Below are 26,001 nucleotides of genomic sequence, written 5' to 3' on the forward strand. Positions count from 1 at the left end.
CGTCACCAGGTCACCGGCAGGCAGTGCACGCCGTAGACGAGCATGTCGTCCTTGAAGGCCAGCTCCTCCAGCGGCACGGCGAGCCGCAAGCCGGGGATGCGGCGGTAAAGCGTGCCGTACACCACCTGCAGCTCCACCCGGGCCAGCGTCTGGCCGAGGCACTGGTGCACGCCGTAGCCGAACGCGACGTGGTGGCGGGCCTCGCGCGTCACGTCGAGGCGGTCCGGGTCGGCGAACGCCGACTCGTCGCGGTTCGCGACGTCGCCGGCCGCGATGACACCCTCGCCCGCGCGGATGACCTCGCCGCCGATCTCGATGTCCTCGACCGCGACACGACGGCGTCCGGTGTGCGTGATGTTCAAGTACCGCAACAACTCCTCGACCGCACGGCGCAGCTGGTCGGCGTCGCCGTCCCGCACGAGCGCGAGCTGGTCCGGGTGCTCCAGCAGGGCCACGGTGCCGAGGGCGATCATGTTTGCCGTCGTCTCGTGGCCGGCCACCAGGAGCAGCTGCCCCATCGAGGCGACGTCCTCGGCGGTCATCTTCCCGGTCGCGTACTGCGCCGTCGCCAGCTTGCTCAGGACGTCGTCACCCGGCGCCGCCGCCTTCCGCTCGACCAGGCCGGAGAGGTACCCGAGCAGGTCGTCGGTGGCCTTGACCGCCTCCTCGGGCGTGGCCGTCCGCGACACCATCACCTTGGTGATGTCCTGGAAGAACACGCGGTCGTCGTAGGGCACCCCGAGCAGCTCGCAGATCACCAGCGACGGCACCGGCAACGCGAACGCCGTCACGAGGTCGACCGGCTTCGGGCCGGCCAGCAGCCCGTCGACGAGGTCGTCGACGATGCGCTGGATCGCCGGGCGCAGCGCTTCCATCTTCTTCACGAGGAAGTCACCGGTGAGCAGGCGGCGCTGGGCCGCGTGCTCGGCGCCGTCCATGGTGATGAACGACTTGGCGCGCTTGCGCCGCGCGGCCGAAGCGGCACTCTGGTGCGGATACCCGGGCCGGTCCGAGTCGGCGCTGATCCGTGAGTCGCGCAGCAGCGCGCGCACGTCGTCGTAGCGCCGGACCAGCCACGGTGTGCTGCCGTTCCACAGCCGCACGCGCGACACCGGCGGCAGCTCGCCCAGCTCGGCCGGCGGGTCGAACGGACACCGCCGGGTCATCGGAAACGCGGGAACGCCGTCCACCGGGTACCTCCCGAAGTCGCCGGAAATTTACATAGCTATGCTAAGCATCTTCCGGCGATCCCGCCACAGGTCCGATCAGGCGAAGACCAACGTCACGAGCTCGTCGACAAACGGCTCGACCAGCTCGGCGCCGGTCCGGTTGAGCACGCTGTGGAACAGCGCGACCCGCCCGTGCGCCCCGACGAAGACCATCGCGGCCGCCCGGCCCGGCGTCACGCGCAGCGGGTGACCCGCCTCGACGCAGCGTTCGAAACCCGCGGTCAGCGAGTCGATCACGTCGAGCAGCGGGCCTTCCGCACGGGCCCCGGGCGCGGGCCGGGTGGCGCCGTTCGCGAGCATCAGGCGGTAATGCCCCGGATTCTCCATGGCGAACGCGCAGTAGGCGTGAATCTGCGCCCGGACGCGTCCGACGACGTCGGTTTCGCCGAGCGTCTCCTCGGCCGCGCGCATCGATTCCCGCAACCGGGCGTATTCGTGGTCGAGCAGTCCGCGCACCAATTCCGCACGATCGGAGAAATGCTGGTAGATGCTGGCCGGGGCGATGCCGACCGCGCGCGCCACCCCGCGGATCGTCAGCCCGTCCTCGCCGCCGAGCTCGGCGAGGAGACGAGCGGCGGCCGCCAGGATTTCCCCGCGCAGCCGCTCGCCTTCACCCCAGCGGTTCCTCCTGCGGCCGATTCCGGCTTCGAGTTTCTCCGCCACCCGCCCATTCATACGCCCGCGGCGCCCACCCCGGTGTTCCGGGGTGGGAAAGGCGCAAAAACACTCAAGAAAGCAACACTGGGTACAGCCCGGCGACCTCTCCGGACAGTCCGGCCCGCACGTTTCGGCTGACGTCGTCGGCGAGCACCTCGAACCGGCCCTGCTCGACGCCGTCGAGCGCGAGCCCGGCCACCACCGCCGGGTCGGTCTTCGGCTCGTCGACGTGCTTGGCCATGTCGGTGTCCATGTACCCGACGTGCAGCGCGGTCACCTGGGTCTTCTGCGGCGCCAGCTCGAGGCGCAGCGCGTTGGTCAGCGACCAGGCCGCCGACTTCGCCGCCGAATACGCGGCCACCTGCGGCGCGGTGAACCAGGAAAGCACCGAAAGGACGTTGAGCACCGCGCCCCCGCCGTTGCGCTCCAGGATCGGCGCGAACTCGCGGGTCACCGCGAGGGTGCCGAAGTAGTGCGTGTCCATCTCGAGCTTGATGTCCTCGATGGACCCGCCGAGCAGCGACGCCCCGGTGGACGACCCGGCGTTGTTCACCAGCAGCGTGACGTCGCCCGCCTGCGCGGCGGCTTCCCGGATCGACGCCGGATCGGTGACGTCCAGCTTCAGCGGCACCACTCCCGGCAGGTCGACCGACTCGGGGTTGCGCGCCGCGGCATAGACCTTGGCCGCGCCGCGCTCCAGGAGAGCGGCGGCGAACTGCCGGCCGAGCCCCCGGTTGGCTCCGGTGACCAGCGCCACCGCACCCGTGATCTCCATGACGAGCTCCTCTCACACCTGGCTTGCTCGTTGCAAGCTAGCTGCGGCCGACTGTACGGCGTAGACTTGCTCGGAGCAAGTCAGCTCGAAGGGATCACAGTCATGAGCCGTCGCATCACCTGGGAGGACGCCTCCTGCCCGATCGCCCGCGCCGCCGACGTCCTGGCCGAGCCGTGGACGCTGCTGATCCTGCGCAACGCGACCGCCGGCACCACCCGGTTCGAGGACTTCCGCACCGAGCTCGGCATCGCCGACAACGTGCTCACGACCCGGCTGGCGAAGCTCGTCGAACGCGGGCTGCTGACGAAGCTCCCCTACCGCGACGGCGGCCGGACCCGGCACGAGTACCGGCTGACGCAGGCCGGTTCGGACACCCTGCCGGTCATCCACGCGCTCGGCACGTGGGGCAACGCGCACACCGACTCGGCGACGTCGTCCGGCCCGATGAAGCTCGCCCACACCGCGTGCGGCCAGCTCACCCGGCCGGGCGAGACGTGTGACGCCTGCGGAAAACCGCTGGTCAGGGACGACCTGGCGTGGCGCGGCTCGTGGCTGTCGGAAGGGGAGATCCCCCTGGCGGACCCGGTCGCCTGAGCCGGGCGGCGCATCCTTGTATGCGTGGCTGCGCATGTCAACCGGACGAAATGGTTGGTAAATCACCGTTCGCAGCGCAGTACGAAAGTCGGGTCACAAACGCTTGGACGTTCCGTAAGTTCGACACCCAGCGCGCGCAAACCCGGCAAATTCCCCACGGCAAGGAGTCGTCCCGATGTCCAGGAAGTACCTGCTGCCCGGCGCCGCCGTCGCGCTGGCGATGATCGCCACCCCGCTCACCGCCGGCCCGGCTTTCGCGGCTCCGGAAGCGGCCACGGTCGTCTACTACGACACCTCGGACGCCCCCACCTTCCGCGACGTGATCAACGCCGGCGCGGCGAACTGGAACGCGGCGGTGTCGAACGTCAAGCTCGAGGAAAGCTCCTCGGGCGCGTCGCTGCACTACACGGAGGGCAACGACCCGCGCGGCTCGTACGCCCAGACCGACGGCCACGGCAGCGGCACGATCTTCATCGACTACACCCAGGCGGAGCAGTACAACCAGACCCGCATCACGGCCCACGAGACCGGCCACGCGCTGGGTCTGCCGGACCACTACGAAGGCCCCTGCTCCGAGCTGATGTCCGGCGGTGGCCCCGGCCCGTCGTGCACCAACGCGAACCCGAACGCGGAGGAGTCCGCGCAGGTGGAATCCCTGTGGGCCAACGGCTTCGCCGGCGCGCGCAAGGCGCCGACCCGCGTTTACGAAGTGACCATGCCGGTCAAGTGACGTTCGTCTGACGTCGTCGGGGGAGGCCGCACCGGGAGTTCCCGGTGCGGCCTTCGCACGTGCGGGAAGGGTCGACACGCGTGATTGAGCAGTCAACTCGCGTGATTGAGGGGTCGACACGACTCCGCCGCCGTGTCGACCCTTCAGTCACGCGTGTTGACCCTTGGATCACGTGGGGCGGGGGTCAGAGGCGGGACAGGAGGCGGTCGCGGGCCACTTCCAGGTGGTCCGTCATCGCCTTGCCGGCCGCGGCCGCGTTGCCTGCCACCAGGGCGTCCACGATCACGCGGTGCTCCGAGATCGTCTGCTCCCCGAACGGCTGGTTGTAGTTCAACCGGAAGAAGTGCAGGTGGCAGTGGGTGCGCGCGAACGCCTGCTCCACCGCCACGTTGCCCGCCATGCGCAGGATCAGCTCGTGCAGCCGGGCGTCGTGCGCCGTCAACGCCTTGTAGTCGCTGTACGCGTCCTCGATCGGCGCCGTCGGGCACGTCGCCAGCTCCGCTTCCAACGCCGCCACGTGCGCGTCCGACATCGCCGCCGCCGCCAGGGCCGCCGACGGGGGCTCCAGCAGCAGCCGCAGCGCGTACATGTCGTCGACTTCCTTGCGGTTCAGCAGTTCCGTCACGCGGTAGCCGCGCAACGGGAGCCTGCTGACCAGCTCCTCGGACTCCAGCCGCGCCAGTGCTTCGCGCACCGGGGTGCCCGAGACGCCGAGCTCGCGCGCGATCTCGTCGATGTTGACCCGCGCGCCGGGCTCGATGCCGTCGTTCATGATCAGCGCCCGGATCTGCTCGTAGACGCCGTCGGCCAGCACCTGCCGGTTCGGCAGGGCTTCGAGGCGCCGACCCTCCACCATGACTCCCCTCACGTGTTGTGACTACAGGCTACTGCTTGCCCAGCACGTCGCGGCTCTTCGACGCCATCTCCGCGAACACGTCGTCGTCGCGCTGGTGGGCGAAGTACGCCTCGAACAGCGGCCGCTCCGCGTCCTGCAGCGCCGCGCCGTTGCCGTAGACCACCGCCGGGACGAGCGAGCCGTCCTTCAGCATCGTGGTGAACACCGACAGGTCGACGCCTTGGCCTTTCATCGCCGACGCCGCCGCGTCCATCGACGCCGGGATCGACGGGAAGAACGTGCCGCTCGCGCCGGCCGCCGACTGGCACTCCGGCGAACCCATGTACGACACCCACTTCCACGTCAGGTCGGGGTTCTTCGTGCCCGCCCAGACGTTGTTGCCGTTCGAGTTGGACAGCAGCGCCCGCTTCCCCGTCGGCCCGAGCACCGTCGGCGCGATCCCGACCTTCACCCCGGGCAGCTTCGCGAACGTGCTGGCCGACCACGAGCCGGCCGTCTCCATCGCGACCTTGCCCGAGCCGATCAGGTCGACGTCGCTGATCGTGGCCTGGCCGCCGGTGGTGAACGTGCCGATCTTCGGCGCGAACCCGCGGTCGGCCAGCGACCGCACCCAGCGCATCGTCTTCGCGAACACCGGGTCGTCGTAGCTGAACTTCGTCGGCCAGGACTGCTTGTCCGCCAGGCGCCAGCCGGTCGTCATCGCGAACGAGCTCCACGTCGACTCGCCGATGAAGTCCCGTGACGCGAGCTGCCCGGTGCCGTAGGTCGCGACGTGGTCCTTGTCGAACCCGGGCTGGTCGCCGCGCACGCCGTTCTTGTCGACGCTCAGGTGCGCCGCGACCTTCTCGAACGTCCCGCCGTCGTCGGGGTTCCACGTCAGCTTCGCGAGGTCCGCGGGTGTGTACCCGGCCTTCGTGATCGCGTCGACGCTGTAGTAGAGCCCGGTCGCCGACCAGTCCAGCGGCAGCGCGTACTGCTTGCCGTCGGTGAACTTCCACGCGTCGACGCCGACGGAGAACTTCTTCAGGTCGAACTTGTCCCGCGCGATCAGGTCGTCCAGCGGCAGCAGCTGGTGCTGGGACGCATAGGCCTGGAAGTACTGGACGCTGTTCTGGAACGCGTCCGGCGCGGTGCCGCCGACGAACCCGGCGGTCAGCTTGGTGAAGTAATCGTCCACATTGTACTGCGTGATCTTCACCGTGGTGCCCGGGTTGGCCTTCTCGAACGCCGACGCGCAGCTCTGGTACGCCGCCGCCTGCTTGTCGTCCCAGGTCCACCAGGTGACGGTGTTCCCACTGCCGCTCGCCGAGCCGCCACCACAGGCGGCCACCAGCGCTCCCAGCGTCGCCGCCAGGCCGGCGGCCGCCACTACGCGAAACTTCATGTCAACTCCATTGTGGACGCAGGATGGACCGGAATCCTTCGAGTACCGCCTGAACGTCGTCGGGGCCACCGGCTTCGTGGCCGTTGTACGCCCAGACGGCGAGCTGTTTCTGTCCCTTGTAGACGTGGTAGGCGCCGAACACGGTGGACGGCGGCACGATGCCGTCCATCAGCCCGGTGCTGAACCAGGCCGGGGCCGTCGCGCGCGAGGCGAACCCGACACCGTCGAAATAGGACAGCACGTCGAACACCCGCGAGACGGCGTCACGGTGGTCGGCCAGGTACCGGGAGAGTTCGACGTAGGGCCGTTCACCGCCGACGAGGCTCGCTCGCCGGAAGTCGCAGAGGAACGGCGCTTGCGCGTGCAGGGCCGCCACGTCCGGGACGAGCCCGGCCGTGGCGAGCGCGATGCCGCCGCCCTGGCTGTTGCCGAGCACCGCCACCCGCGCCGGGTCGACAGCCGGAAGCGCGCGCACGGCATCCACCGCACGGGCCGCGTCGGTGAAGATCCGCCGGTAGACGTAGGTCTCGCGGCTCTCGATGCCGCGGGTCAGGTGGCCCGGGTACGCCGGTCCGCTGCCGACCGGATCGGCGGTGACCCCGCCCTGGCCGCGCACGTCGACCTGCAGGTGCGCGTACCCGGCGGACGCCCAGGTCAGCTCCTGCAGCGCGCTGCCCCGGCTGCCGCCGTACCCGTGGAACTGGACGATCGCCGGCAACGGCGCCTCGACCCCCCGGGGCAGCCGCAGCCACGCCCGGATCGGGTGGCCGCCGAAACCGGCGAAGGTCACGTCGAAAACGTCGAGCGTCCGCAGCGGCGTCTCGACCGGCCGCAAGTCCAAAGCCAGGTCGAACGCTCGCGCGGAGTCCAAAGTAGACGTCCAGAACTCGTCGAAGTCCGGTGGTGAGACGTAGTCGCTGCGGTACTCCCACAGCGCGTCGAGACCGAGGTCGGTGAGCATCAAAGTCCTTTCAGGACGGTCGATTCGCCGGACCGCAGCCGCAGTTCGGTCTCCCGGCCGCGGTAACGCACGCGCACCGGCGCGGCCGGGTCCCCGGACAGCCGCCGGACGACCGCGTAGCGCAGCTGGCCGTCACGCCATTCGACGTCGACCGCGAGCCCGCCGCGGCCGCGCAGCCCCCGCGCTTCCCCGGACGGCCAGTCCGCCGGCAGGGCGGGGAGCAGGGAAAGCACGCCGTTCCGGCTCTGCAGCACCAGTTCCGCGAGACCGGCCGGGAAGCCGTAGTTGCCGTCGATCTGGAACGGCGGGTGGGTGCTGAAGAGGTTGGGCAGCAGCCCGCCCCACTCGGAGCCGTCGACCGGCGCGTCGCGGTGGCGGTCGCCGGTGAACGGCTGGGCCGCCTCGTTCAGCAGCTTCCGCGCCGTCTCGCCGTCGCCGAGCCGGGCGCGCAGCGCGATCTTCCACGCCCAAGACCAGCCCATCGCGCCCGGTCCGCGCCGCTCGAGGACCCGGCGGGCCGCCTCCGCGAGCCCGGGCGCCTCGACGGCGTCGATCCGGCCCAGCGGGTACAGCGCGATCAGGTGTGACATGTGCCGGTGGGCCGGGTCCTCCTCGGGGAGGTCGCTCGCCCACTCCCCCAGCCGGCCGTCCGGCAGCACCGGCAGCGGGCGCAGCCGCGGCAGCGCGGTGGTGATCCGGGCGCACAGCGGGTCGTGCGCGCCCAGCGCCTCGGCCGCGGCCAGGCTGCGCTCGAACACGGCGCGGATCAGGACGACGTCCATCGTCACCGACGAGGTCAGCGACTCCTTCGTCCCGGCCTCGGAGAGGAAGAGGTTCTCCGGGGACGTCGACGGGCACGTCTCCAGGAAGCCGTCCGGGCCGTCGACCAGCCAGTCCAGGCAGAACTCGGCGCAGCCGCGCAGCAGCGGCCACGCCGTCCGCTCGAGGAAGGCATGGTCGCGCGTGAAGTCGTAGTGGTCCCAGGCGTGCTGGACCAGCCACGCGCCGCCCATCGCCCAGATCGCCCACGACGGGTTGCCGTGCCCCATCCCGGCCGGCAGGGCCCAGCCCCACGGGTCGGTGTTGTGGTGGGTGACCCAGCCGCGGGCGCCGTACAGCTCCCGCGCGACGTCGGCGCCGGTGACCGCGAGCTTCCCGAGCAGGTCGAACAGCGGGAGGTGGCATTCGCCGAGCCCGGTCGTCTCGGCGGCCCAGTAGTTCATCTGGGTGTTGATGTTGACCGTGTAGTTCGACGACCAGGCCGGGCGGAGGTCGTCGTTCCAGATGCCCTGCAGGTTCGCGGGCGGCGCGCCCGGCCGGGACGCGCTCGCCAGGAGGTACCGGCCGTACTGGAAGAGCACGGTCGCCGTGAGCTGATCGTCCTTTCCGGACAGCAGTTCGGCGACGTCGTGGGTGCCACCGCGGCGCTCCCCGATCCTGAGCGACGACGCGCCGAGCAGCGGCCGCAGGTCGGCCTCATGCGCCCGTCGCAGCTCCGCGGCTCCGGTTTTGAGGGCCTGCTCGGCGAGCACGGCCGCGCGGCGCCGGTGCTCGTCGCGGGTGTGCTGGCGGTCGCCGATCCAGGCGTCGTACGCGCTGGTGGAGCTGGCCAGGACGATCAGGACGCCGGTTTCCGTCCGCGCGACCCGGACCGAAACCGCGGCGAACGGGTCGTACCCCTCGACCGTCCCGTACCGCAGTGGCTCTTCGACCTGCGGTTCGTGCCGGGGTGCGCCGTCGACGGGGATCTCGATGCCGAGGTCGAGGCCGTCACGCGACACCTCGCGCAACGGTGTCGACAGGTCGACGTCGACCTCGACCGGGCCGGACAGCGCGACACACAGGACCTGCGCGGGACGGCTCACCCAGGTCGTGCGCTCGACGTCGTGGCCGTCGATGGTGAGCCGCTCGGTGGTGACGCCGTTGTCGAGATTGAGCGTCCGGCCGTGTGACGTCCCTTCCGGGAGCGTCAGCCAGAGGTCCACATAGGGCAGGAACTCCTGGCTGTACGGCCCTTCGAAGGCCATCAGGAGTTCTTCGGCCCGCCGGTAGTCCTTTGCCGACACGGCTTCGCGTACTTCCGCGAGCCGCTCGGGACCGGCGTCGATGTCCTTCAAGGCGGACGCCGGCCCCAGCGGGGTGCCGGACCAGACGGTGGCGTCGTTGACCTGGATCCGCGTGCGCCCGGCGCCGCCGAAGACCATCGCGCCGAGCCGGCCGTTGCCGACCGGCATCGCTTCGGTCCATTCCGCGGCCGGGGCCGGCCAGGAGAGCAGGAGGTCGTCCATCACTTGAGTCCCGTGAAGCCGATGGAGTTGACGAGCCGGCGGCCGAACACCACGAAGAGCAGCAACATCGGGAGCGCCGAGACGAGCGTGGCGGCCATCAGGCCGGACCAGTCCAGCGCCGCCTGCGGCGAGGACTGCTTGAACACCGCGAGCGCCAGGGTCAGCGGGCGGACGGTGGCGTCGTTGGTGACCAGCAGCGGCCAGAGGTAGTCGTTCCAGGTGTTGATGAACGTCAGCAGCGCGAGCGTCGCGATCGGCGCGGCGCTCATCGGGAGCACGATCCGGAAGCAAACGCGCAGCGGGCCCGCGCCGTCGATGATCGCGGCCTCCTCGATCTCGGTGCTCAGCCCGAGCATGAACTGGCGCAGGAAGAAGATGTTGAACGCGGAGAAGAACGCCGTCGGCAGGATCATCCCGCCGAAGCTGTTGAGCAGCCCGAGGTCCTTGACCAGCACGAAGTTCGGCAGCAGGGTCAGCACCTGCGGCACCATCAGCGCGGTCAGCAGCACCGCGAACACGGCGTTGCGGCCCGCCCACCGCAGCCGCGCGAAGGCGAACGCGGCCAGCGCGGAGAAGAACACCGTGCAGACGGTCAGCAGCGCCGCGTAGACCACCGAGTTCCGCAGGGCCAGCAGCAGGTCGAGCGACGCGCCCGAGCCGCCTTGCGCCGCGGCTTCCGCCGGGGTCGCCAGGCCGAGCGCGCGTTTGAACGCGCCGATCGTGAGGTCCACCGGCACCAGCGAAGACGGGTCGGTGGCCATCGCGTAGTTGTTCGACAGCGCGGTCCGCACGATCCAGTAGAACGGGAAGATCGTGACGACCAGGACGAGCACCAGGTACGCCCAGGCGAGGACCCGGCCCGGGGAGAAACGCGTGCGCACGATCCCTCCTAGTTGGTGTCGGACTCGCCGGCGCGAGCCATCCGGAGCTGGGCGAAGGTGACGGCCGCGAGCAGCACGAACAACGCCAGCGACATGGTGGCGGCGTACCCGAAGTCGAACTGGCCGAACGCCTTGTCGTAGATGTACATCTGCAGCACCTTCGACGCGTTCGCCGGCCCGCCCTTGGTGGTCACCTGCACGATGTCGAAGATCTGGAACGAGCTGATCACGGTCAGCACCACGACCATCACCAGGATCGGCCGCAGCAGCGGCACGGTGAGCCGGCGGAACATCTGCAGCTCGCTCGCGCCGTCGATCCGGCCCGCTTCGTACACAGTGGACGGAATGGTCTGCAGCCCGGCGAAGATCAGCACCGCGTTGTAGCCCATGGACTTCCAGACGTTGAGCCCGGCCAGCGTCGGCACCGCCCAGCCCTGCGAGCCGAAGAACAGCACCGGGTCGCCGCCGAGCTTCGTGATCAGGACGTTGACGATGCCGAGCTGCGGGTCGAGCATCCACGACCAGACCAGCGCGGTGACCACGCCGGAGATGAGGAACGGCAGGATCATCAGCCCGCGGACGGTGGCCGACACCGCGAGCCGGTGCAGGATCACCGCCGTCACCAGGGAGACCAGCACGCCCAGGGTCACCGAGAGCACGACGAAGTAGATCGTGACGAGCAGCGAGTGCCAGAACTCGGCGTCGCCGACGAGCTCCTGGAAGTTGCCCAGGCCGATCCAGCGCGGCGCGGTGAGGACGTGGAACTCGGTGAAGCTGAGGTAGAGCCCGCGCAGGGTCGGGTAGGCGAAGAACACCGCGAACCCGGCGAGCGCGGGCGCGATGAGCAGCCACGCGATGGGCGCGTCGTTCCGGTGGGCGGCGGAGCGGCGGTTCTTCGGCGGCGGCGCCGTGGTGGCGGCCCGCAGGGTCGGTCGTTGCGTGGTCACCACCACGGCAGCCTCCTTCTCAGACGGTGATCTTGTCGACGTCGTAGACGTAGCCGGCCTGGTTGCCGATCTGGACCGTGTTGGCCCCGGCCTGCAGGTACACCGGGACGGTGGTCGCCTGCGGGGTGTTCCAGTCGTTGTCGTTGCTCCCGGCGACCGGCAGCGGGAACGACGTCCCGTTGACCGTGACGATGCCGGTGCGACTGGAGTCGCCGTCCACATAGGACATCTGCAGCAGGTAGGTGCCCGCCTTCTGGACGGTGACCGTCGGCAGCACGACGTACCCGCTGCCGCCGAGGTAACCGACCTTCTTGCCATTGCTGCAGGCGCAGTCGTAGACCGTGGCGCCGCCCTGCGGGGTGCCGTTCTCCGCTTCGTACGCCTTCGGGCCGTCGGCCGCGGTGGTCGTCACGCTGATCTTCTTGCTGGGTGCGGACGGCCGGCCGTAACGCTGGTTCGCGACGACCGTGAACTCGTTGTTCGTCGACGGCTTGAGGCCGGTGACCGTGGCGGTGGTGCCGGTGGTCGTGGCGACCTTCTTGTTGCCGGCGAAGACGTCGTAGCTCTGCGCGCCCTTCGAGGCGTCCCAGGCGAGCGAAACGCTGGTGCCGGTCGCCGCGGTGCCGTGCACGACCGCCGGGGCCGCGAGGGCGTTGCGGTCGCGCGGGGTGACCTTGAACAGGCGGGAGCCGTGCACCGGCAGGTCGGCCGAGGTGGTGCCGGCCTCCTTGTGCGCCCAGAGGTCCCGGACCTCGACCGGGCCGGTGATGCCGAGCTGCGCGAGGTCCGCGGTGACGCGGGCGGGCGTCGCGGCGAGGTTGAACAGCGCGACCGTGTAGCTGCCGTCGGCGTTGCGGTTGTACCAGACCTGCTGGTCGGTCGTCTGGCTCACCGGCTTGGCCGGGATCCCGGCCTGGTTGACCGCGATGACCTCGTCGTTGGTGAGGAGCTTGACGCCGTAGTCGTCGAGCTGCGTGAGGTCGTCACCGATGTAGAGCGGCGCGGCCTCGATCGCCCAGAGCGTCATGTAGCTCTGGCGCTCGGCCTGGGTGATGCCGTCCATCTTGCCGCTGCCGACGTCGAGGGAGTCGAGGTTGTTCCAGTGGCCGGGACCGGCGTCGGGGATCCACTGCACGACGTCGTTCCAGCGCTGCTTGACCGAGTTGTTCCAGGTGACGAGCGTGTCGCAGTAACACTCGACGTCGGTGTCGACGCGCCAGCCGTTGGTGTTCGCCTTCCAGACGTCGGCCTGGCGGTGGCTGAGCGCCCAGGAGACGACGAACTCCATCGGGCGGCCGGTCTTGGCGATGGCCTTGTGCCAGGCCTCGACGTCGGTGGTGTTGGTGTAGTTCTCGCCGCCCTTGAAGGAGCCGGGGCCGACGCCGTCGAGCTTGAGGAAGTCGACACCCCAGCCGGCCAGCAGCTGCGCCACCGAGTCCACGTAGGACTGGGCGCACGGGTTCGTGAAGTCGATCTTGTAGGCGGAGTCCCAGCCGTTGGTCTTGCGCAGGTCGGGGTAGACGAGGTCGCGCGTGTGGCAGTTCGTGGTGCCCGCGATCGGCGAGTTGCCGCCGTTGTAGGCGTTGAGGTCGAGGCCCACGGCCAGGTAGGAGCCGAGCTTCAGGCCCTTCTTGTGGACGTAGTCGGCGACGTACTTCATGCCGTCCGGGAAGGTCGTGGGGTTGACGACCGGGCGGGCGTTCTGGTCGTAGCCGTTCGACCAGCCCGCGTCGATGTTGACGTAGGTGTAGCCGTGCTGCTTGAACTTCGCGGCGAGGACGTCGGCCTGCTGGAGCACGTGCTTTTCGGTGAGCCAGCTGGCCGGGCCGGTCGGGTTGACACCGGGGTAGTTCGTCGACTCGAGGCTCCAGCTGCTCCAGCCCAGGTAGGGCGTTTGGGCGACCGGTTTCTGGGCCACTGGTTTCGGGGCCTCCGGCTGGGCTTCGGCCGCGGGGGCCGTGAGCAGGCCTCCGACCACCATCAGGCCGGCGAGGACCCCCGGGGCCCATCTGCCGCGTGCTGCCATGACCACTCCTTCGAGGTCGGTGGGAACTCCGTCAGACATCCGAGGTCCATGGCGTCCATCGCGGAAACCGTGGATCCTATAGGATCGACGACTGGAGATTCTGGCTGGCGGGATCGCCCGATGTCAACGGCCGGGGCGGACAGAGATCGGACGAATCCGGGACTGTCTAGGTTCGGGGCATGCTGACCACGCTGGCCGTCGGGAACTACCGCTCACTGCGCGACCTGGTGCTGCCGCTGTCCGCGCTGACCGTCGTCACCGGGCCGAACGGCAGCGGCAAGTCGAGCCTGTACCGGGCGCTGCGGCTGCTGGCGGACGCGTCCCGCAACGGCGCGGTGGCGGCCCTGGCGCGCGAAGGCGGCCTGCCGTCAACGCTGTGGGCGGGCCCGGAGAACGGCGCCCGCCCGGGCGCGCGGGTCCAGGGCACGGTGCGCACGAAGGCGGTCGGGCTCCGGCTCGGCTTCGCGGGTGACGAGTTCGGCTACGCCCTCGACCTGGGGCTCCCGGTGCCGGGCGAGACGATGTTCAACCTCGACCCGGAGTTCAAGCGCGAGGCGGTGTGGTCGGGCCCGGTCCTCCGGCCGGCTTCGCTGCTGGCGGACCGGGCGGGCCCTTCGGTCCGCACGCGCGTCGCCTCGGGCGGCTGGGGCGCCGAGACGTTCCCGATCCGGCTGACGGACAGCATGCTGAGCGAGTTTTCGGACCCGCGGGCGTGCCCGGAGCTGCTGGTGCTGCGCGAGCGGATCCGGTCGTGGCGTTTCTACGACCACTTCCGCACGGATGCGCTGGCCCCGGCCCGCCGGTCGGTGGTGGGAACCCGCACGGTCGTCCTGTCCCAGGATGGCGCCGACCTGGCGGCGGCGTTGCAGACGATTATGGAGATCGGCCGCGCTTCGGATCTGGCTTCGCTGGTGGACGCGGCTTTCCCGGGGTCGCGAGTGGAGGTCGTTTCTTCGGACGGTCTGTTGTCGCTGCGTTTTCATCAGCACGGGTTGCTGCGTCCGCTTTCCGCTGCGGAGCTGTCGGATGGGACGTTGCGGTTTCTGCTGTGGGTGGCGGCTTTGCTGACTCCGCGGCCGCCGGAGCTCCTGGTGTTGAACGAGCCGGAGACGTCGCTGCACCCGGATCTGCTGCCGGCGTTGGCGGTTTTGATCGCTACCGCGGCGAAGGAGACCCAGGTGGTGGTGGTTTCCCACGCTTCGCTGCTTACGCGGGCTCTCGCTGAAGTCGCCGAGGTCGGGGAGTTGGAGCTGGAGAAGGAGGCCGGGGAGACAAAGCTGGTCGGCCAGGGACGCCTGGACCGCCCCTCCTGGCACTGGCCCTCCCGCTGACCCGTACCCAGCCAGACGACACGCGTACCCCACTGGACGACACGCGTACCTGCCCGGACGACACGGCGGACGACCACAGCCAGATCGAGTCGTCCATCCAGGTACGGGTGTCGTCCATCCGGGTACGCGAGTCGTCCGCGCAGGTACGCGAGTCGTCCTGCTGGGTGCGTGAGTTCGCTGGTTCGTCTGGGTCCAACGGCCCTGGTGACCTCGACTGCCGGGGCGGATGCTGGGTGGATCGTCCGCCGCGTCCGAAAGTTCCGACCATGCGTCACTTCGTCACCGCTGCCGGGGTGCTGGCCGCCGTTGTGCTGGCCGGTGGCTGCACTGCCGCGCCCGCCGCGCGGGCTCCTCAGCCCGTGACGGTCACCGTCACGGCCGAGCCGGTGACCGTCACGGCCACCACGACCGAAACCGTGCCCACAACAGTGACCAGCGTGGTCACGCAGACGAAGGCCGCGCCCAAGACGACCCGGCCCAAGGCCGAGGACTGCCAGACCGGCGGCTGCCTGAACGCGGCCCGCGGGCTGTCTCAGAAGGACGTCGACCGGGAGCGCGACGCCTGGCTCGCGACCCACCCCGGCTGGTGCGCGGTCGGGACGACCGGGGCCGTCGCGCCCTGCTGACGCTCAGCGGCCCTTGGTGCTCTCCCGGATCTCCAGCGCGAACGGAGTCTGGATGTCCTGCGCCGGCAGGGTCTTGTCCCCCGTGATCCGCCGGTGGACCAGGTCGATCGCCGCCTCGGCCAATGCCGTTTTGTCCGGGGCGATCGTGGTCAACGCCGGGAGGGAGAACGCGCTCTCTTCGTTGTTGTCGAAGCCCACGATCGCCACGTCCTCCGGGACCCGCAGGCCCAGCTCCGCCACCGCCCGCAGCGCGCCGATCGCCAGGAGGTCGTTGAAGCAGAACACCGCGTCCGGCGGCGAAGGAAGCGCCAGCAGCGAACGCATCGCCGCCGCTCCCACCGAGCGGTGCCACTTCTCCGCCGGCGCCACCAGCTCGTCCGAATAGGACAGTCCCGCCTCGGACAACGCCGACCGGTACCCCGCCAGACGCTGGGAAGACGTCCCGCGGGCCGGGTTGCGGCCGATCGCCGCTATCCGGCGGCGGCCCAGCGACGTCAGATGGGACACCGCCGTGTGCGCCGCCAGGACGTTGTCGATCGCCACGTGGTCGATCGGGACGTCGACCGCGTGCTCGCCCAGCATCACCAGCGGGATCTCGCCCGGGGACGGGAAGTCCGCCGCCTCCAGGGCTTCCGGGTGCACCAGCGCCCCGTCGACCAGGTGCGGGCCGAGTGACGACAGCGTCGCCCGCTCGCGCTGGCGCGTTCCCTGCGTCTGTTCGATCAGGACGCTCCAGCCGCGCTGCTGCGCCGCCGTGATGACCAGCCCCGCCAGCTCGCCGAAGTACGGGATCGACAGCTCCGGCACCATCAGCGCCAGGAACCCCGTGCGGCCGCGGCGCAGGTTGCGCGCGCCGACGTTGGGCCGGTACCCGGTCGCCGCCAGGGCTTCCTCGACGCGCCGCCGGTTTTCCGGCTTCACGAAGGCATAGCCGTTGACCACGTTCGACACCGTCTTCACCGACACTCCGGCGAGCGTGGCGACGTCTTTGAGCGTCACGGTCACGGGCGGCTCCTTCTCCGGTGGTGAGCACGAAGCATAGCGACATTTTGCCGGTTTACAACGTTGTTCCAACGATGTAAAAAGTACCTCAAGGCTCCCGCGGTGACTCCGATCACCCCGGTGAGCGGGCCCCACCGTCGCTGCCCGAGGAGTCACCGTGCCGCTGTCCACCCGTCCCCGCCTGGTCCTGGTCACCGCGGCCGCCGCCGCGCTCACCCTCACCTCCTGCACCTCCCGTGAGGAGACGCCCGCCGCCCCCTCGAACGGGAGCGGGCCGGCCGCGTCCGCGCAGTCCGCCGCCCCCAGCGCCGACGGCTGCACGCTCGACAAGACCGGTTACGCCAAGGTCGACCTGAAAACCGCGGTGGTCGGTTTCTCCCAGTCCGAAAAGGAAGCCAACCCCTTCCGGATCGCCGAGACGCAGTCCATTCGCGACGAAGCCGCCAAGCTCGGCATCGCGAGTGACAAGCTGCTCGTCACCAACGCCCAGAGCGACCTGAACAAGCAGATCAGCGACATCAAGTCGATGCTCGACCGGGGCGCGCAGCTGCTCGTCGTCGCGCCGCTGAACTCCGACGGCCTCCAGCCCGCGCTCGACGCGGCGAAGGCCAAGAAGGTCCCGGTCGTCACCATCGACCGCAAGGTGACGTCGCAGGCCTGCACCGACTACCTGACCTTCATCGGTTCGAACTTCGTCGAGCAGGGGAAGCGCGCCGCGCAGGCCATGGCGAAGGCGACGGGCGGCAACGGCAAGGTCGCCATCCTGCTCGGCTCCTCGGGCAACAACGTGACCACCGACCGCACCCAGGGCTTCAAGGACGAGCTCGCGAAGACGCCCGGCCTGTCCGTGGTCGTCGAGCAGACCGGCGAGTTCGACCGCTCCAAGGGCCAGTCCGTGATGGAGCAGCTCATCCAGAGCCACCCGGACATCACCGCCGTCTACGCCGAAAACGACGAAATGGGCGTCGGCGCGGTCAACGCGCTCAAGACCGCGGGCAAGGCGCCGGGCAAGGACGTCAAGATCGTCTCGGTCGACGGCACCCGCAACGCCGTGCAGCTCATCGCCGACGGCAGCTACAACGCCGTGATCGAGTCCAACCCGCGCTTCGGCCCGCTGGCCTTCCAGACGCTGCAGAAGTTCGAGAGCGGCGAGGCCATCCCCGCCAGCATCGTGATCACCGACGACCAGTACGACGAGACCAACGCCGCGCAGAAGGTCGGGAACGCGTACTGATGACGGCAGCCACCGAAGAGGACGTCGCCATGACGACCGCACCGGTGCTCGAGGTGGCCGGGGTGACCAAGCGGTTCCCCGGCACCCTCGCGCTCGACGACGTCAGCTTCGCGCTGCGGCCCGGCGAGGTCCACGCGCTGGTCGGCGAGAACGGCGCCGGGAAGTCCACGCTGATCAAGGTGCTCACCGGCGTCTACCAGCCGGACGAGGGCGAGGTGCGCCACCTCGGCGCGCCCGTCACGTTCAAGCAGCCGATCGACGCGCAGCGGGCCGGGATCTCCACGATCTACCAGGAGGTCAACCTCGTCCCGCTGATGAGCATCGCCGGCAACGTCTTCCTCGGCCGCGAGCCGCGGACCAGGGCGGGGCTGGTCGACTGGTCGAAGATGTACGCCGACGCCCGCGAGCTGCTCAAGGGCTACGGCATCCACGACGACGTCAAGCGCCCGCTGCACACGTTGGCGGTCGGCGCGCAGCAGATGGTCGCGCTCGCCCGCGCGGTCTCGACCGACGCCAAGGTCGTCATCATGGACGAACCGACGTCGTCGCTCGAGCCGCGTGAGGTCGAGACGCTGTTCGAGGTGCTGAACCGCCTGCACGGCGAGGGCATCGCGATCATCTACGTCAGCCACCGGATGGACGAGCTGTACCGGGTCTGCCAGAGCGTCACCGTGCTGCGCGACGGCCGGGTCGTCCACAGTGGACCGTTGAAGGACCTGCCGCGCATCGAGCTGGTGTCCAAGATGCTCGGCCGGGAGATCAAGCAGATCCGCGAAGAGGGCGTCACGGCGTTCGGCGAGGAACACGACGTCGAACGCGAGCCACTGCTCAAAGCCGAAAACCTGAGCGGCATGCGGCGGCTGCACGACGTCTCGGTGAGCATCCGGCCCGGCGAGGTCGTCGGCCTCGCCGGGCTGCTCGGCTCCGGCCGCAGCGAAACGGCGCGGGCCATCGTCGGCGCCTTCCCGCTGGACGGCGGAAGCGTGCTGCTGGCCGGGAAACCGTTGCGCAAGGGCAAGATCAAGGCCGCCATGCGAGCCGGGATCGCGCTGCTCGCCGAGGACCGCAAGACCGACGGGATCATCCCGAACCTGTCGGTCCGCGAGAACATCGTGCTCGCCGCGCTGCCGACGCTCTCGCCGTTCGGCCTGGTCAGCAAGGCCAAGCAGGACAAGGTGGTCAAGATCTTCATGGACCGCCTGCGGATCAAGGCGTCGAGCCCGGAGCAGAAGGTGTCCGAGCTGTCCGGCGGCAACCAGCAGAAGGTGCTGCTCGCCCGCTGGCTCGCCACCGGCCCGAAGATCCTGCTGCTCGACGAACCCACGCGCGGCATCGACGTCGGCGCCAAGGCCGAAGTGCAGGCGCTGATCGACGAGCTCGCGCAGGAAGGCCTCGGCGTGCTGCTCATCTCGTCCGAGCTGGAGGAGCTGATCGACGGCTCCGACCGCGTGGTCGTGCTGCGTGACGGCTCGGTCGTCGGGGAGCTGACCGGCGAGGGCATCACCGAGGAGAACGTCCTGACCGCTATCGCAGCTGAGGGTGACAACGATGTCTAGCGCCACCCTGACCCGAACCCCCGACCGCGCGAAAGTCACCGCGTGGCTGCAGAACTACGGCGTCTACCTGGCCGTCGTCGTGCTGCTGCTGTTCAACGTCCTGTTCACCGAGAACTTCCTGTCCGCGGCCAACTTCCGCACGCAGCTGGTGCAGGCGGCGCCGGTCTGCATCGTCGCGCTCGGCATGGCGCTGGTGATCGGCACCGAGGGCATCGACCTGTCGGTCGGCTCGGTGATGTCGATCGCCGCCGCGCTCATCCCGCTCTACCTCGGGGCCGGGCCGATGATGGCCGTCATCGTCGCCGTGATCGCGGGCATCGTGTCCGGCCTCTTCAGCGGCTATCTGGTGGCCTACCTGGGGATCCAGCCGATCATCGCGACGCTGGCGTTGCTGGTGGGCGGGCGCGGGCTCGCGCTCGTGATCGCCCACGGCCAGCTCGTCCAGCTGCACAACCAGGACTTCCTGGAACTCGGCACCGGCGACTTCCTCGGCGTCCCGATCATGGTCATCGTCGCGGGCGTGCTCGCGGTGCTGGCCGGGCTGGTCGTGCAGCGCACGACGTTCGGCCGGCACCTGGTCGCGGTCGGCGGCAACCGCGCCGCCAGCAGCCTGGCCGGCCTGCCGGTGAAGCGGGTGCTCATCAGCGTCTACGTCATCTCCGGGGCACTGGCCGCGGTGGCCGGCGTGCTGGCGACGTCGCGGCTGGCCGCCAGCGACCCGAGCGACGTCGGCCTGCTCATGGAGCTGTCCGCGATCACCGCGGTGGTCGTCGGCGGCACCCCGCTGACCGGCGGCCGGGTCCGCGTGCTCGGCACCGTGTTCGGCGCGCTGCTCATGCAGCTCGTCCAGGCCACCCTGATCAAGCACAACCTGCCGGACTCCACCGCGCAGATGGTCCAGGCGGCCATCATCGTCGTCGCGGTCTACGTCGCACGCGAGCGGAGCAGCAAATGACCGCGACCCAGACCCAGGCCCGCAACGCGGCCTTCGCCGGGGTTCTGCAGCGCCAAGGCGCGGCCGTCGTCCTCGTGCTCGGCATCTTCGCTTCGTGGTTCGCCTTCCCGCACTTCGGTTCCCCGGACAACCTCCGCAACCTCGTGCTGCAGGGCTCGTTCCTCGCGGTGATCGCCCTCGGCATGACGTTCGTGATCATCTCCGGCGGCATCGACCTCTCGGTCGGCTCGAACTACGCGCTCGGCGGCGTCCTCGCCGCGTACGGCGCGCAGTACGGCTTCGTCGTGGCGATCCTGCTGCCGCTGGCGGTGTGCTCGGCGATCGGACTGGTCAACGGCCTGCTCATCGCCCGCACCGGGATGGCGCCGTTCATCGTCACGCTGGCGACGCTGCTGTTCGCCCGGGGACTGTTGCTGGCCTTGACGTCCGAAGGCTCGACGACGTACAAGGTCGAGCCCGGCTCGGCGTTCCTCTGGCTGGGCCAGGGCACGATCTTCGGCATCGGCGTCCCGGTCTACATCACCCTGATCCTGTTCGCCCTCGGCGGCCTTCTCCTGCGCCGCACCCGGTTCGGCCAGTCCGTGTTCGCCATCGGCGGCGCCGAGAACTCCGCGATGCTGATGGGCCTTCCGGTGGCCCGCACCAAGATCAGCCTCTACACGCTCAGCGGCGCGCTCGCCGGGTTCGCCGGCATCCTCACCGCCGCGTACCTGCAGTCCGGCGTCACCGTGATCGGCGTCGGCACCGAGCTGGACGCGATCTCGGTCGTCGTCATCGGCGGCACGCTGCTCACCGGCGGCGCCGGCACGATCATCGGCACGCTCGTCGGCGTGCTGCTGCGCACGCTCATCCAGAACGTCATCAACCAGATCGGCACCCTCGACTCCAACTACCAGACGGTGGTGAGCGGGGCCTTCCTGCTCGTCGTCGTGGTGATCCAGCGCCTCTTGGCGCGCTCCCGAACCCGCTGACCCCTGTCCCCTACCAGGAGGTTCAACGATGTTCCGCCCTGCCCGCTGGGCCGCCGTCCTGGCATTGGCCCTCACGGGACTCACGGTCCCGACAGCCCAGGCCGCTTCGCCACCGCAGTGGCAGCGGCTCACCCCACCGCTGAGCACACCGTGGACCGGCGAGGTCTCCCCCACCAACGCCCTCCCCGACTACCCGAGACCACAGCTGACCCGCGACAAGTGGCAGAACCTCAACGGTGTCTGGGAGTTCGCCTCGGCCAAACCCGGCGAAGCGGCTCCGGTCGGCAAGTCGCTGGGAGAGCGCATCCTCGTGCCGTACCCGGTGGAGTCCGCGCTGTCCGGGATCATGCGCCACGAGACGAACATGTGGTACCGCCGCACGTTCGAGGTGCCGAAGAACTGGCAGATCGGCAAGGGACAGCGGCTGCAGCTGCACTTCCAGGCCGTCGACTACGACGCGACGGTCATCGTCAACGGCAAGACCGTCGGCCGCCACACCGGCGGGTACGACGCGTGGTCGGTCGACGTCACCGACGCGCTGACCACCAAGAAGACGCAGGAGATCGTCGTCGGCGTCGCGGACCCGAACGACCAGGGCGGGCAGCCGATCGGCAAGCAGCGCCAGCCCGGCGACGGCATCTTCTACACCCCGTCGTCCGGCATCTGGCAAACCGTCTGGATGGAGCCGGTGGCGTCCGCGCACATCGACCGCCTCGACGTGACACCGGACGTCGCGAGCGGCTCGGTCACGGTGAACGCCGTGGTCGGCGGGCCGGTCAAGCAGCGCGTCGAAGCGATCGCCTACGACCACGGCCGCCCGGTCGGGCGGGTGTCCGGTGACGCGAACAAGCCGTTGAAGCTCAAGGTGGACCGGCCGCACCTGTGGTCGCCGGACGACCCGTTCCTCTACGACCTGCGCGTGCGCCTGGCAGGAGGAGACGAAGTCGGCTCCTACTTCGGCCTCCGGTCGATCAGCGTCGGCAAGACCGCCGACGGCAAGCAGCGGATGCTGCTCAACGGCAAGTTCGTCATGCAGGTCGGCCCGCTCGACCAGGGTTTCTGGCCGGACGGCATCTACACCGCGCCGACCGACGCGGCGCTGAAGTTCGACCTGCAGCAGGAGAAGGCGCTCGGCTTCAACATGGTGCGCAAGCACATCAAGGTCGAGCCGGACCGCTGGTACTACTACGCCGACAAGCTGGGCCTGATGGTCTGGCAGGACATGCCGGCGATGAAGGACGACGTCGAGCCGACGCCCGCGTCGCGCGTCAACTACGAGTCCGAGATGCACCGGATGATCGACCAGCACCGCAGCTTCCCGTCGATCGTCACGTGGGTGCCGTTCAACGAGGGCTGGGGTGACTACGAGGTCGGCCGGATCGCCGACGAGGTCAAGTCATGGGATCCCTCCCGGCTGGTCAACGCCGAGTCCGGCGTCAACTGCTGCCGGTCCGAACCGGACAGCGGCAAAGGTGACATCTACGACGACCACACCTACACCGGGCCGGGAACGCCGGTGCAGACCGGAACCCGCGCGGCCGTCGACGGCGAGTACGGCGGCCTCGGCCTGAAGGTCGCCGGGCACGAGTTCGACCCGGCGGGCAGCTTCGCCTACGAGATGGAGCCCGACAGCGCGACGCTGACCCGGCGCTACGGCGAGCTCCAGCAGCGCCTGCTGCTGGTCGCCCAGCGGTGTGGTGTCTCGGCCGGCGTCTACACGCAGACCACCGACGTCGAGAAGGAGGTCAACGGCTTCTTCACCTACGACCGGCAGGTGAAGAAGATGGACTTCGCGGCGGTCCGCGCGGCCAACGAGGCGGTCATCAAGGGCGCCACGGGCAAGCCGGTGGCCGGGCCTTCGGTGCCCGCGGGCACCCCGGGCATCGACGGCATCGCGGCGTACGGGTTCGACGAGAACACCGGCACGACGGCCGCGGACTCCGTCGGCGACCACGACGCGACGCTCGTCGGCGGCGCGTCCTGGACCGAGGGCAAGAGCGGTTCGGCCTTGGCCGTCAACGGTTCCGGCCAGTTCGCCGACACGAACGCGACCCTGGTGAACACCGAAGGCAGCTACAGCGCGGCGGCCTGGGTCAAGTTCACCGCCGTCGGTGACGGCTTCCAGACGATCGTCAGCCAGGACGGCGACAGCACCAGCGCCTTCTTCCTCCAGTACTCGGGCGCGGACCACCGGCTCGCGATGAGCTTCGTGGGCACGCGGGCGCTGGCGCCCACGGCTCCGGAAGCGAACCGCTGGTACCACGTCGTCGGCGTCCGCGACGCGGCCGCGGGCACGCTCAAGCTGTACGTGGACGGCCAATTGGCCGCGACGAAGAGCGTCTGCCTCGGTGACCCGTCCACCGGCCACACGGTGATCGGGCGCGGCAAGTACGGCGGCGGCCCGGTCGACTACCTCAACGGCGCGGTCGACCAGGTCCACGTCTACGACCGGACGTTGTCCGACGCGGACGTGAGCGCGTTGTACTCCAGCGGGAAGTAAAGGCAACCGGTAACACCCCCTGTGCGTGTGCGATAGCGGTATGGCCGTAGTCCGCGGCCACCGGGTGCACACGCACAGGGGGTGAGCCTTTTGGGCTCTCGAAGATCGTTCCGGCCCGCCAGAGCGGGCGTCCTCACACTCGTCACGACGCTGGTCGCGGCCGGCGCCGCGGTGCTCACCGCGAGCCCGGCCTCGGCGCAGACGGTCACCGAGACCGCGGCCTCGTCGTGGGCCTACGTCGATTCGGCGACGCCGAAGGCGAGTTTCGTCAACCCGCGCGGGAACGCGCCGGTCGGCGCGCACGTCTACGCCGGCGGCACGAACCACGTGTCCAAGTCCTACTTCACCTTCGACATCTCCGCGTTGAAGGGCAACCCGCTCGAGCGCGCGTACGTGAGCATCGGCGAAACCGCGGTCACCGACTGCTCCCACCCGCGGTCGACCGAGGTCTGGCTGACCGACCCGGCGAAGAAGCCGACCTGGAACAGCCAGCCGGCGGAGCTCGTCAAGGCCACCGGCCCGTACATCGACTCCTCGTGCCCGTCGCCGAAGGTGACGTGGACGGTCACCGCGGCGATCCAGGCCGCGCTCGACGCCGGCCGCACCACGGCGACGTTCGTCGTGCGGCTGCCTGACAACCAGCAGAACGACCTGGCGCTCGGCCGGGAGTACGACCCGAAGGCGGTGCTCGGGCTCACCTTCGACAAGGTGCCGGGCAAGCCGTCCGGGCTGACCGTCAACTACCAGGCGTGCACGGCGAAACCGCTCGTCGTCTCGCGCCCGCACCTGAGCGCCACCGTGCCCGACGGGGACGACTCGATCATCAACGGGGAGTTCGCGTTCTGGCCCGCCGACGCGCCGGACCAGCGCAAGACGATCGGCAACATGGGCGCCGGCTTCAACGGCGAGATCTGGACCGACGCGGACTCGTTCCTCACCGAAGGCGTCACCTACGTCTGGCAGGCGCGGGGCAAGGACTACCAGGGTGTCTGGGGACCGTGGAGCGGGACCTGCAAGTTCACCACGGACTTCACCCCGCCCGCGGCGGCCCCGGTGATCACCTCGCCCGACTACGTCTACGAGTACCCGGGCACCGGCGGCACCGGCGTGCCGGGCACGTTCGTGTTCGACGCCAAGGGGGACAAGGACGTCGTCGGCTTCCAGTGGGACGGCGGGTACGTCGCCGCCGACCGCAAGGGCGGCAAGGCGACCGTCCGGTACGCACCCCGCAGCAGCGGGCCGGTGAGCATCGGCGCGGTGTCCGTCGACGCGGCGGGCAACCAGTCGCCTTCGGCCGGCTACCGGTTCTGGGTGGCTTCCAACCAGCCCGGGGTCACCTGCGCGCCGTTCGACGACTACGTCGGTGTGACGCGGACGTGCACCTTCACGCCCGTCGGCAGCACCCCGGTCACGGCGTACGTGTACCACCTGGGTGACCAGCCGGAGGACACCGTGGCCGCCGGCGCCGACGGGACGGCGACCGTGCAGGTCACCCCGACCGATCCGCAGCTCACCTACGTCCAGTTGTCCGTGCAGGCCAAGCTCGCCGACGGCTACCTGACGTCGGAGAGCACCGAAGCGGTCTTGGTCGAGCCGGGCGAGCCGGAGGTCGAGTCGCTGACCGCTAACCCGATCCAGGGTCTGCCCGCGCAGTTCCGGGCCCACGCCGTGCTGCCCGGGTCCGTGTCGTTCACCTACCACTGGAACGACGGCGAATGGGTCACCGTGCCGCTCGACGCGGACGGCACCGCGACCGTCACGATCACGCCGACGACGTCGTTCTCGGGCTCGCTCTACGGCTACACCACCACCGCTTCGGGCCAGAACTCCGGCTGGGGTGGCGTGAGCGTTTCGGTCGCTTCGAACAAGCCGAAGGTGACGAGCGCGGAGTACCCGGAGGGCGGCGACATGACCGGCGCGGTCGGCAGCCCGGGCACGTTCGTGTTCTCCTCGCCCGTGCCGGGCGCGGTCAGCTACACCTACGCCTTCGACAACGGTCCCTCCGGGACGGTGGCCGCGGGGCCGGACGGCACCGCGAGCGTCGTCTTCGCGCCGACGGTCCCCTACATCAACGGCGTTCGGGTGACCACCAAGTTCGCCGACGGCTCGGTGTCCGAGCAGGGTGGCTACACGTTCTACGTCAACTACTCGGCGCCGCGGTTCTCGTGTGACGTCCCCGGCTGGTCCGTGTCACCCGGGCAGCACATCCAGTGCACCCTGACGCCGGTGCAGGCGAACCTCGCCTCCTACGGGTACGCGCTCGGCTCCGGCCCGGAGACGACGGTGGCGCCCGGCCCCGACGGCACGGCGACGATCGGCTTCGACGTGCCGGCCGACCAGCCGAACGGGTCGTCCGTGCAGCTGCGGTTCTGGAGCACGAACACGGCGGGCACCCGCACGGAGGAGACCGGAACCAGCTTCTCCGTCTACGTGAACACCGGCTCGTCGGCCCGGGGAACCTCGCTGGCGATCTGACACCGGGCGCCGTGACGGCCACC

Annotated in this window: 21 protein-coding genes; 10 read left to right on the top strand and 11 right to left on the bottom strand. The window is 69.8% G+C overall.

The genetic code is table 11. The annotated features are described in order from the left end of the window. Nucleotides 1–2: 2 nt before the first annotated feature. From ACZ63E_RS24835 to ACZ63E_RS24845, 3 genes are all read right to left on the bottom strand, one after another. Complete coding sequence (locus ACZ63E_RS24835; protein ID WP_465338591.1) at nt 3–1,166, bottom strand: cytochrome P450; 1,164 nt, start codon at nt 1,164–1,166, stop codon at nt 3–5. Between the two features lie 99 nt (nt 1,167–1,265). Further along, the gene (locus tag ACZ63E_RS24840) at nt 1,266–1,829 is read right to left on the bottom strand and encodes a TetR/AcrR family transcriptional regulator (protein ID WP_465338592.1); all 564 of its coding nucleotides are present in this window, start codon (nt 1,827–1,829) and stop codon (nt 1,266–1,268) included. 127 nt (nt 1,830–1,956) lie between these two features. Next, nucleotides 1,957–2,661 (bottom strand): SDR family oxidoreductase, encoded by a 705-nt coding sequence (locus ACZ63E_RS24845; RefSeq protein ID WP_465338486.1) that lies wholly within the window; start codon nt 2,659–2,661, stop codon nt 1,957–1,959. Nucleotides 2,662–2,763: 102 nt separating this feature from the next. Here ACZ63E_RS24845 and ACZ63E_RS24850 point away from each other — a divergent pair, with 102 nt between their 5' ends. Both ACZ63E_RS24850 and ACZ63E_RS24855 read left to right on the top strand, forming a co-directional pair. After that, complete coding sequence (locus ACZ63E_RS24850; RefSeq protein WP_465338487.1) at nt 2,764–3,255, top strand: winged helix-turn-helix transcriptional regulator; 492 nt, start codon at nt 2,764–2,766, stop codon at nt 3,253–3,255. Nucleotides 3,256–3,430: 175 nt separating this feature from the next. Beyond that, complete coding sequence (locus ACZ63E_RS24855) at nt 3,431–3,985, top strand: snapalysin family zinc-dependent metalloprotease (protein ID WP_465338488.1); 555 nt, start codon at nt 3,431–3,433, stop codon at nt 3,983–3,985. A 184-nt stretch (nt 3,986–4,169) separates the two neighbouring features. Here ACZ63E_RS24855 and ACZ63E_RS24860 read toward each other — a convergent pair whose 3' ends face one another. Genes ACZ63E_RS24860 through ACZ63E_RS24890 form a run of 7 tightly spaced genes read right to left on the bottom strand, consistent with a single transcriptional unit; the run spans nt 4,170 to nt 13,328 of the window. Further along, nucleotides 4,170–4,838, bottom strand: a complete 669-nt coding sequence (locus ACZ63E_RS24860) for a GntR family transcriptional regulator (protein WP_465338489.1) — start codon at nt 4,836–4,838, stop codon at nt 4,170–4,172. 31 nt (nt 4,839–4,869) lie between these two features. Then, the gene (locus ACZ63E_RS24865; protein ID WP_465338490.1) at nt 4,870–6,225 is read right to left on the bottom strand and encodes an ABC transporter substrate-binding protein; all 1,356 of its coding nucleotides are present in this window, start codon (nt 6,223–6,225) and stop codon (nt 4,870–4,872) included. A 1-nt stretch (nt 6,226) separates the two neighbouring features. Further along, a complete protein-coding gene (locus tag ACZ63E_RS24870) occupies nt 6,227–7,186 on the bottom strand; it encodes an acetylxylan esterase (protein WP_465338491.1) in 960 nt (319 codons plus the stop codon). Next, nucleotides 7,186–9,474, bottom strand: a complete 2,289-nt coding sequence (locus ACZ63E_RS24875) for a glycosyl hydrolase family 95 catalytic domain-containing protein (protein WP_465338492.1) — start codon at nt 9,472–9,474, stop codon at nt 7,186–7,188. Before ACZ63E_RS24875 ends, ACZ63E_RS24870 begins: the two co-directional genes overlap by 1 nt. Next, the gene (locus ACZ63E_RS24880; protein ID WP_465338493.1) at nt 9,474–10,355 is read right to left on the bottom strand and encodes a carbohydrate ABC transporter permease; all 882 of its coding nucleotides are present in this window, start codon (nt 10,353–10,355) and stop codon (nt 9,474–9,476) included. The genes ACZ63E_RS24875 and ACZ63E_RS24880 overlap by 1 nt, the downstream gene beginning before the upstream one ends. Nucleotides 10,356–10,363: 8 nt before the next feature. Continuing rightward, nucleotides 10,364–11,308 carry a carbohydrate ABC transporter permease gene (locus ACZ63E_RS24885; RefSeq protein ID WP_465338494.1) on the bottom strand — a complete coding sequence of 315 codons (945 nt, stop codon included), beginning with the start codon at nt 11,306–11,308 and terminating at the stop codon, nt 10,364–10,366. A gap of 13 nt (nt 11,309–11,321) precedes the next feature. Further along, nucleotides 11,322–13,328 (bottom strand): alpha-galactosidase D, encoded by a 2,007-nt coding sequence (locus ACZ63E_RS24890; protein WP_465338495.1) that lies wholly within the window; start codon nt 13,326–13,328, stop codon nt 11,322–11,324. Nucleotides 13,329–13,507: 179 nt separating this feature from the next. Here ACZ63E_RS24890 and ACZ63E_RS24895 point away from each other — a divergent pair, with 179 nt between their 5' ends. Both ACZ63E_RS24895 and ACZ63E_RS24900 read left to right on the top strand, forming a co-directional pair. After that, the gene (locus ACZ63E_RS24895) at nt 13,508–14,659 is read left to right on the top strand and encodes an AAA family ATPase (RefSeq protein ID WP_465338496.1); all 1,152 of its coding nucleotides are present in this window, start codon (nt 13,508–13,510) and stop codon (nt 14,657–14,659) included. A 266-nt stretch (nt 14,660–14,925) separates the two neighbouring features. Then, a complete protein-coding gene (locus ACZ63E_RS24900; protein WP_465338497.1) occupies nt 14,926–15,285 on the top strand; it encodes a hypothetical protein in 360 nt (119 codons plus the stop codon). A 3-nt stretch (nt 15,286–15,288) separates the two neighbouring features. Here ACZ63E_RS24900 and ACZ63E_RS24905 read toward each other — a convergent pair whose 3' ends face one another. Further along, nucleotides 15,289–16,290: a LacI family DNA-binding transcriptional regulator gene (locus ACZ63E_RS24905; RefSeq protein WP_465338498.1), complete on the bottom strand. Its 1,002-nt coding sequence runs from the start codon at nt 16,288–16,290 to the stop codon at nt 15,289–15,291. A gap of 154 nt (nt 16,291–16,444) precedes the next feature. On the opposite strand from ACZ63E_RS24905, the gene ACZ63E_RS24910 reads away from it, so the two are divergent. The 6 genes from ACZ63E_RS24910 (at nt 16,445) to ACZ63E_RS24935 (ending at nt 25,978) form a co-directional block, all read left to right on the top strand. Further along, nucleotides 16,445–17,521 (top strand): ABC transporter substrate-binding protein, encoded by a 1,077-nt coding sequence (locus ACZ63E_RS24910; protein ID WP_465338499.1) that lies wholly within the window; start codon nt 16,445–16,447, stop codon nt 17,519–17,521. Beyond that, on the top strand, nt 17,521–19,077 hold the full coding sequence (locus ACZ63E_RS24915) for a sugar ABC transporter ATP-binding protein (RefSeq protein ID WP_465338500.1): 1,557 nt from the start codon (nt 17,521–17,523) through the stop codon (nt 19,075–19,077). Before ACZ63E_RS24910 ends, ACZ63E_RS24915 begins: the two co-directional genes overlap by 1 nt. Further along, a complete protein-coding gene (locus ACZ63E_RS24920) occupies nt 19,070–20,032 on the top strand; it encodes an ABC transporter permease (RefSeq protein ID WP_465338501.1) in 963 nt (320 codons plus the stop codon). Before ACZ63E_RS24915 ends, ACZ63E_RS24920 begins: the two co-directional genes overlap by 8 nt. Then, the gene (locus tag ACZ63E_RS24925; protein WP_465338502.1) at nt 20,029–21,003 is read left to right on the top strand and encodes an ABC transporter permease; all 975 of its coding nucleotides are present in this window, start codon (nt 20,029–20,031) and stop codon (nt 21,001–21,003) included. Before ACZ63E_RS24920 ends, ACZ63E_RS24925 begins: the two co-directional genes overlap by 4 nt. A gap of 28 nt (nt 21,004–21,031) precedes the next feature. Next, entirely contained in the window at nt 21,032–23,503 is a 2,472-nt protein-coding gene (locus tag ACZ63E_RS24930) for a LamG-like jellyroll fold domain-containing protein (RefSeq protein ID WP_465338503.1), read from the top strand. A gap of 81 nt (nt 23,504–23,584) precedes the next feature. Further along, the gene (locus ACZ63E_RS24935) at nt 23,585–25,978 is read left to right on the top strand and encodes a DNRLRE domain-containing protein (RefSeq protein WP_465338504.1); all 2,394 of its coding nucleotides are present in this window, start codon (nt 23,585–23,587) and stop codon (nt 25,976–25,978) included. Nucleotides 25,979–26,001 lie beyond the last annotated feature (23 nt).

The sequence above is a fragment of the Amycolatopsis sp. NPDC104819 genome, from assembly GCF_055583145.1.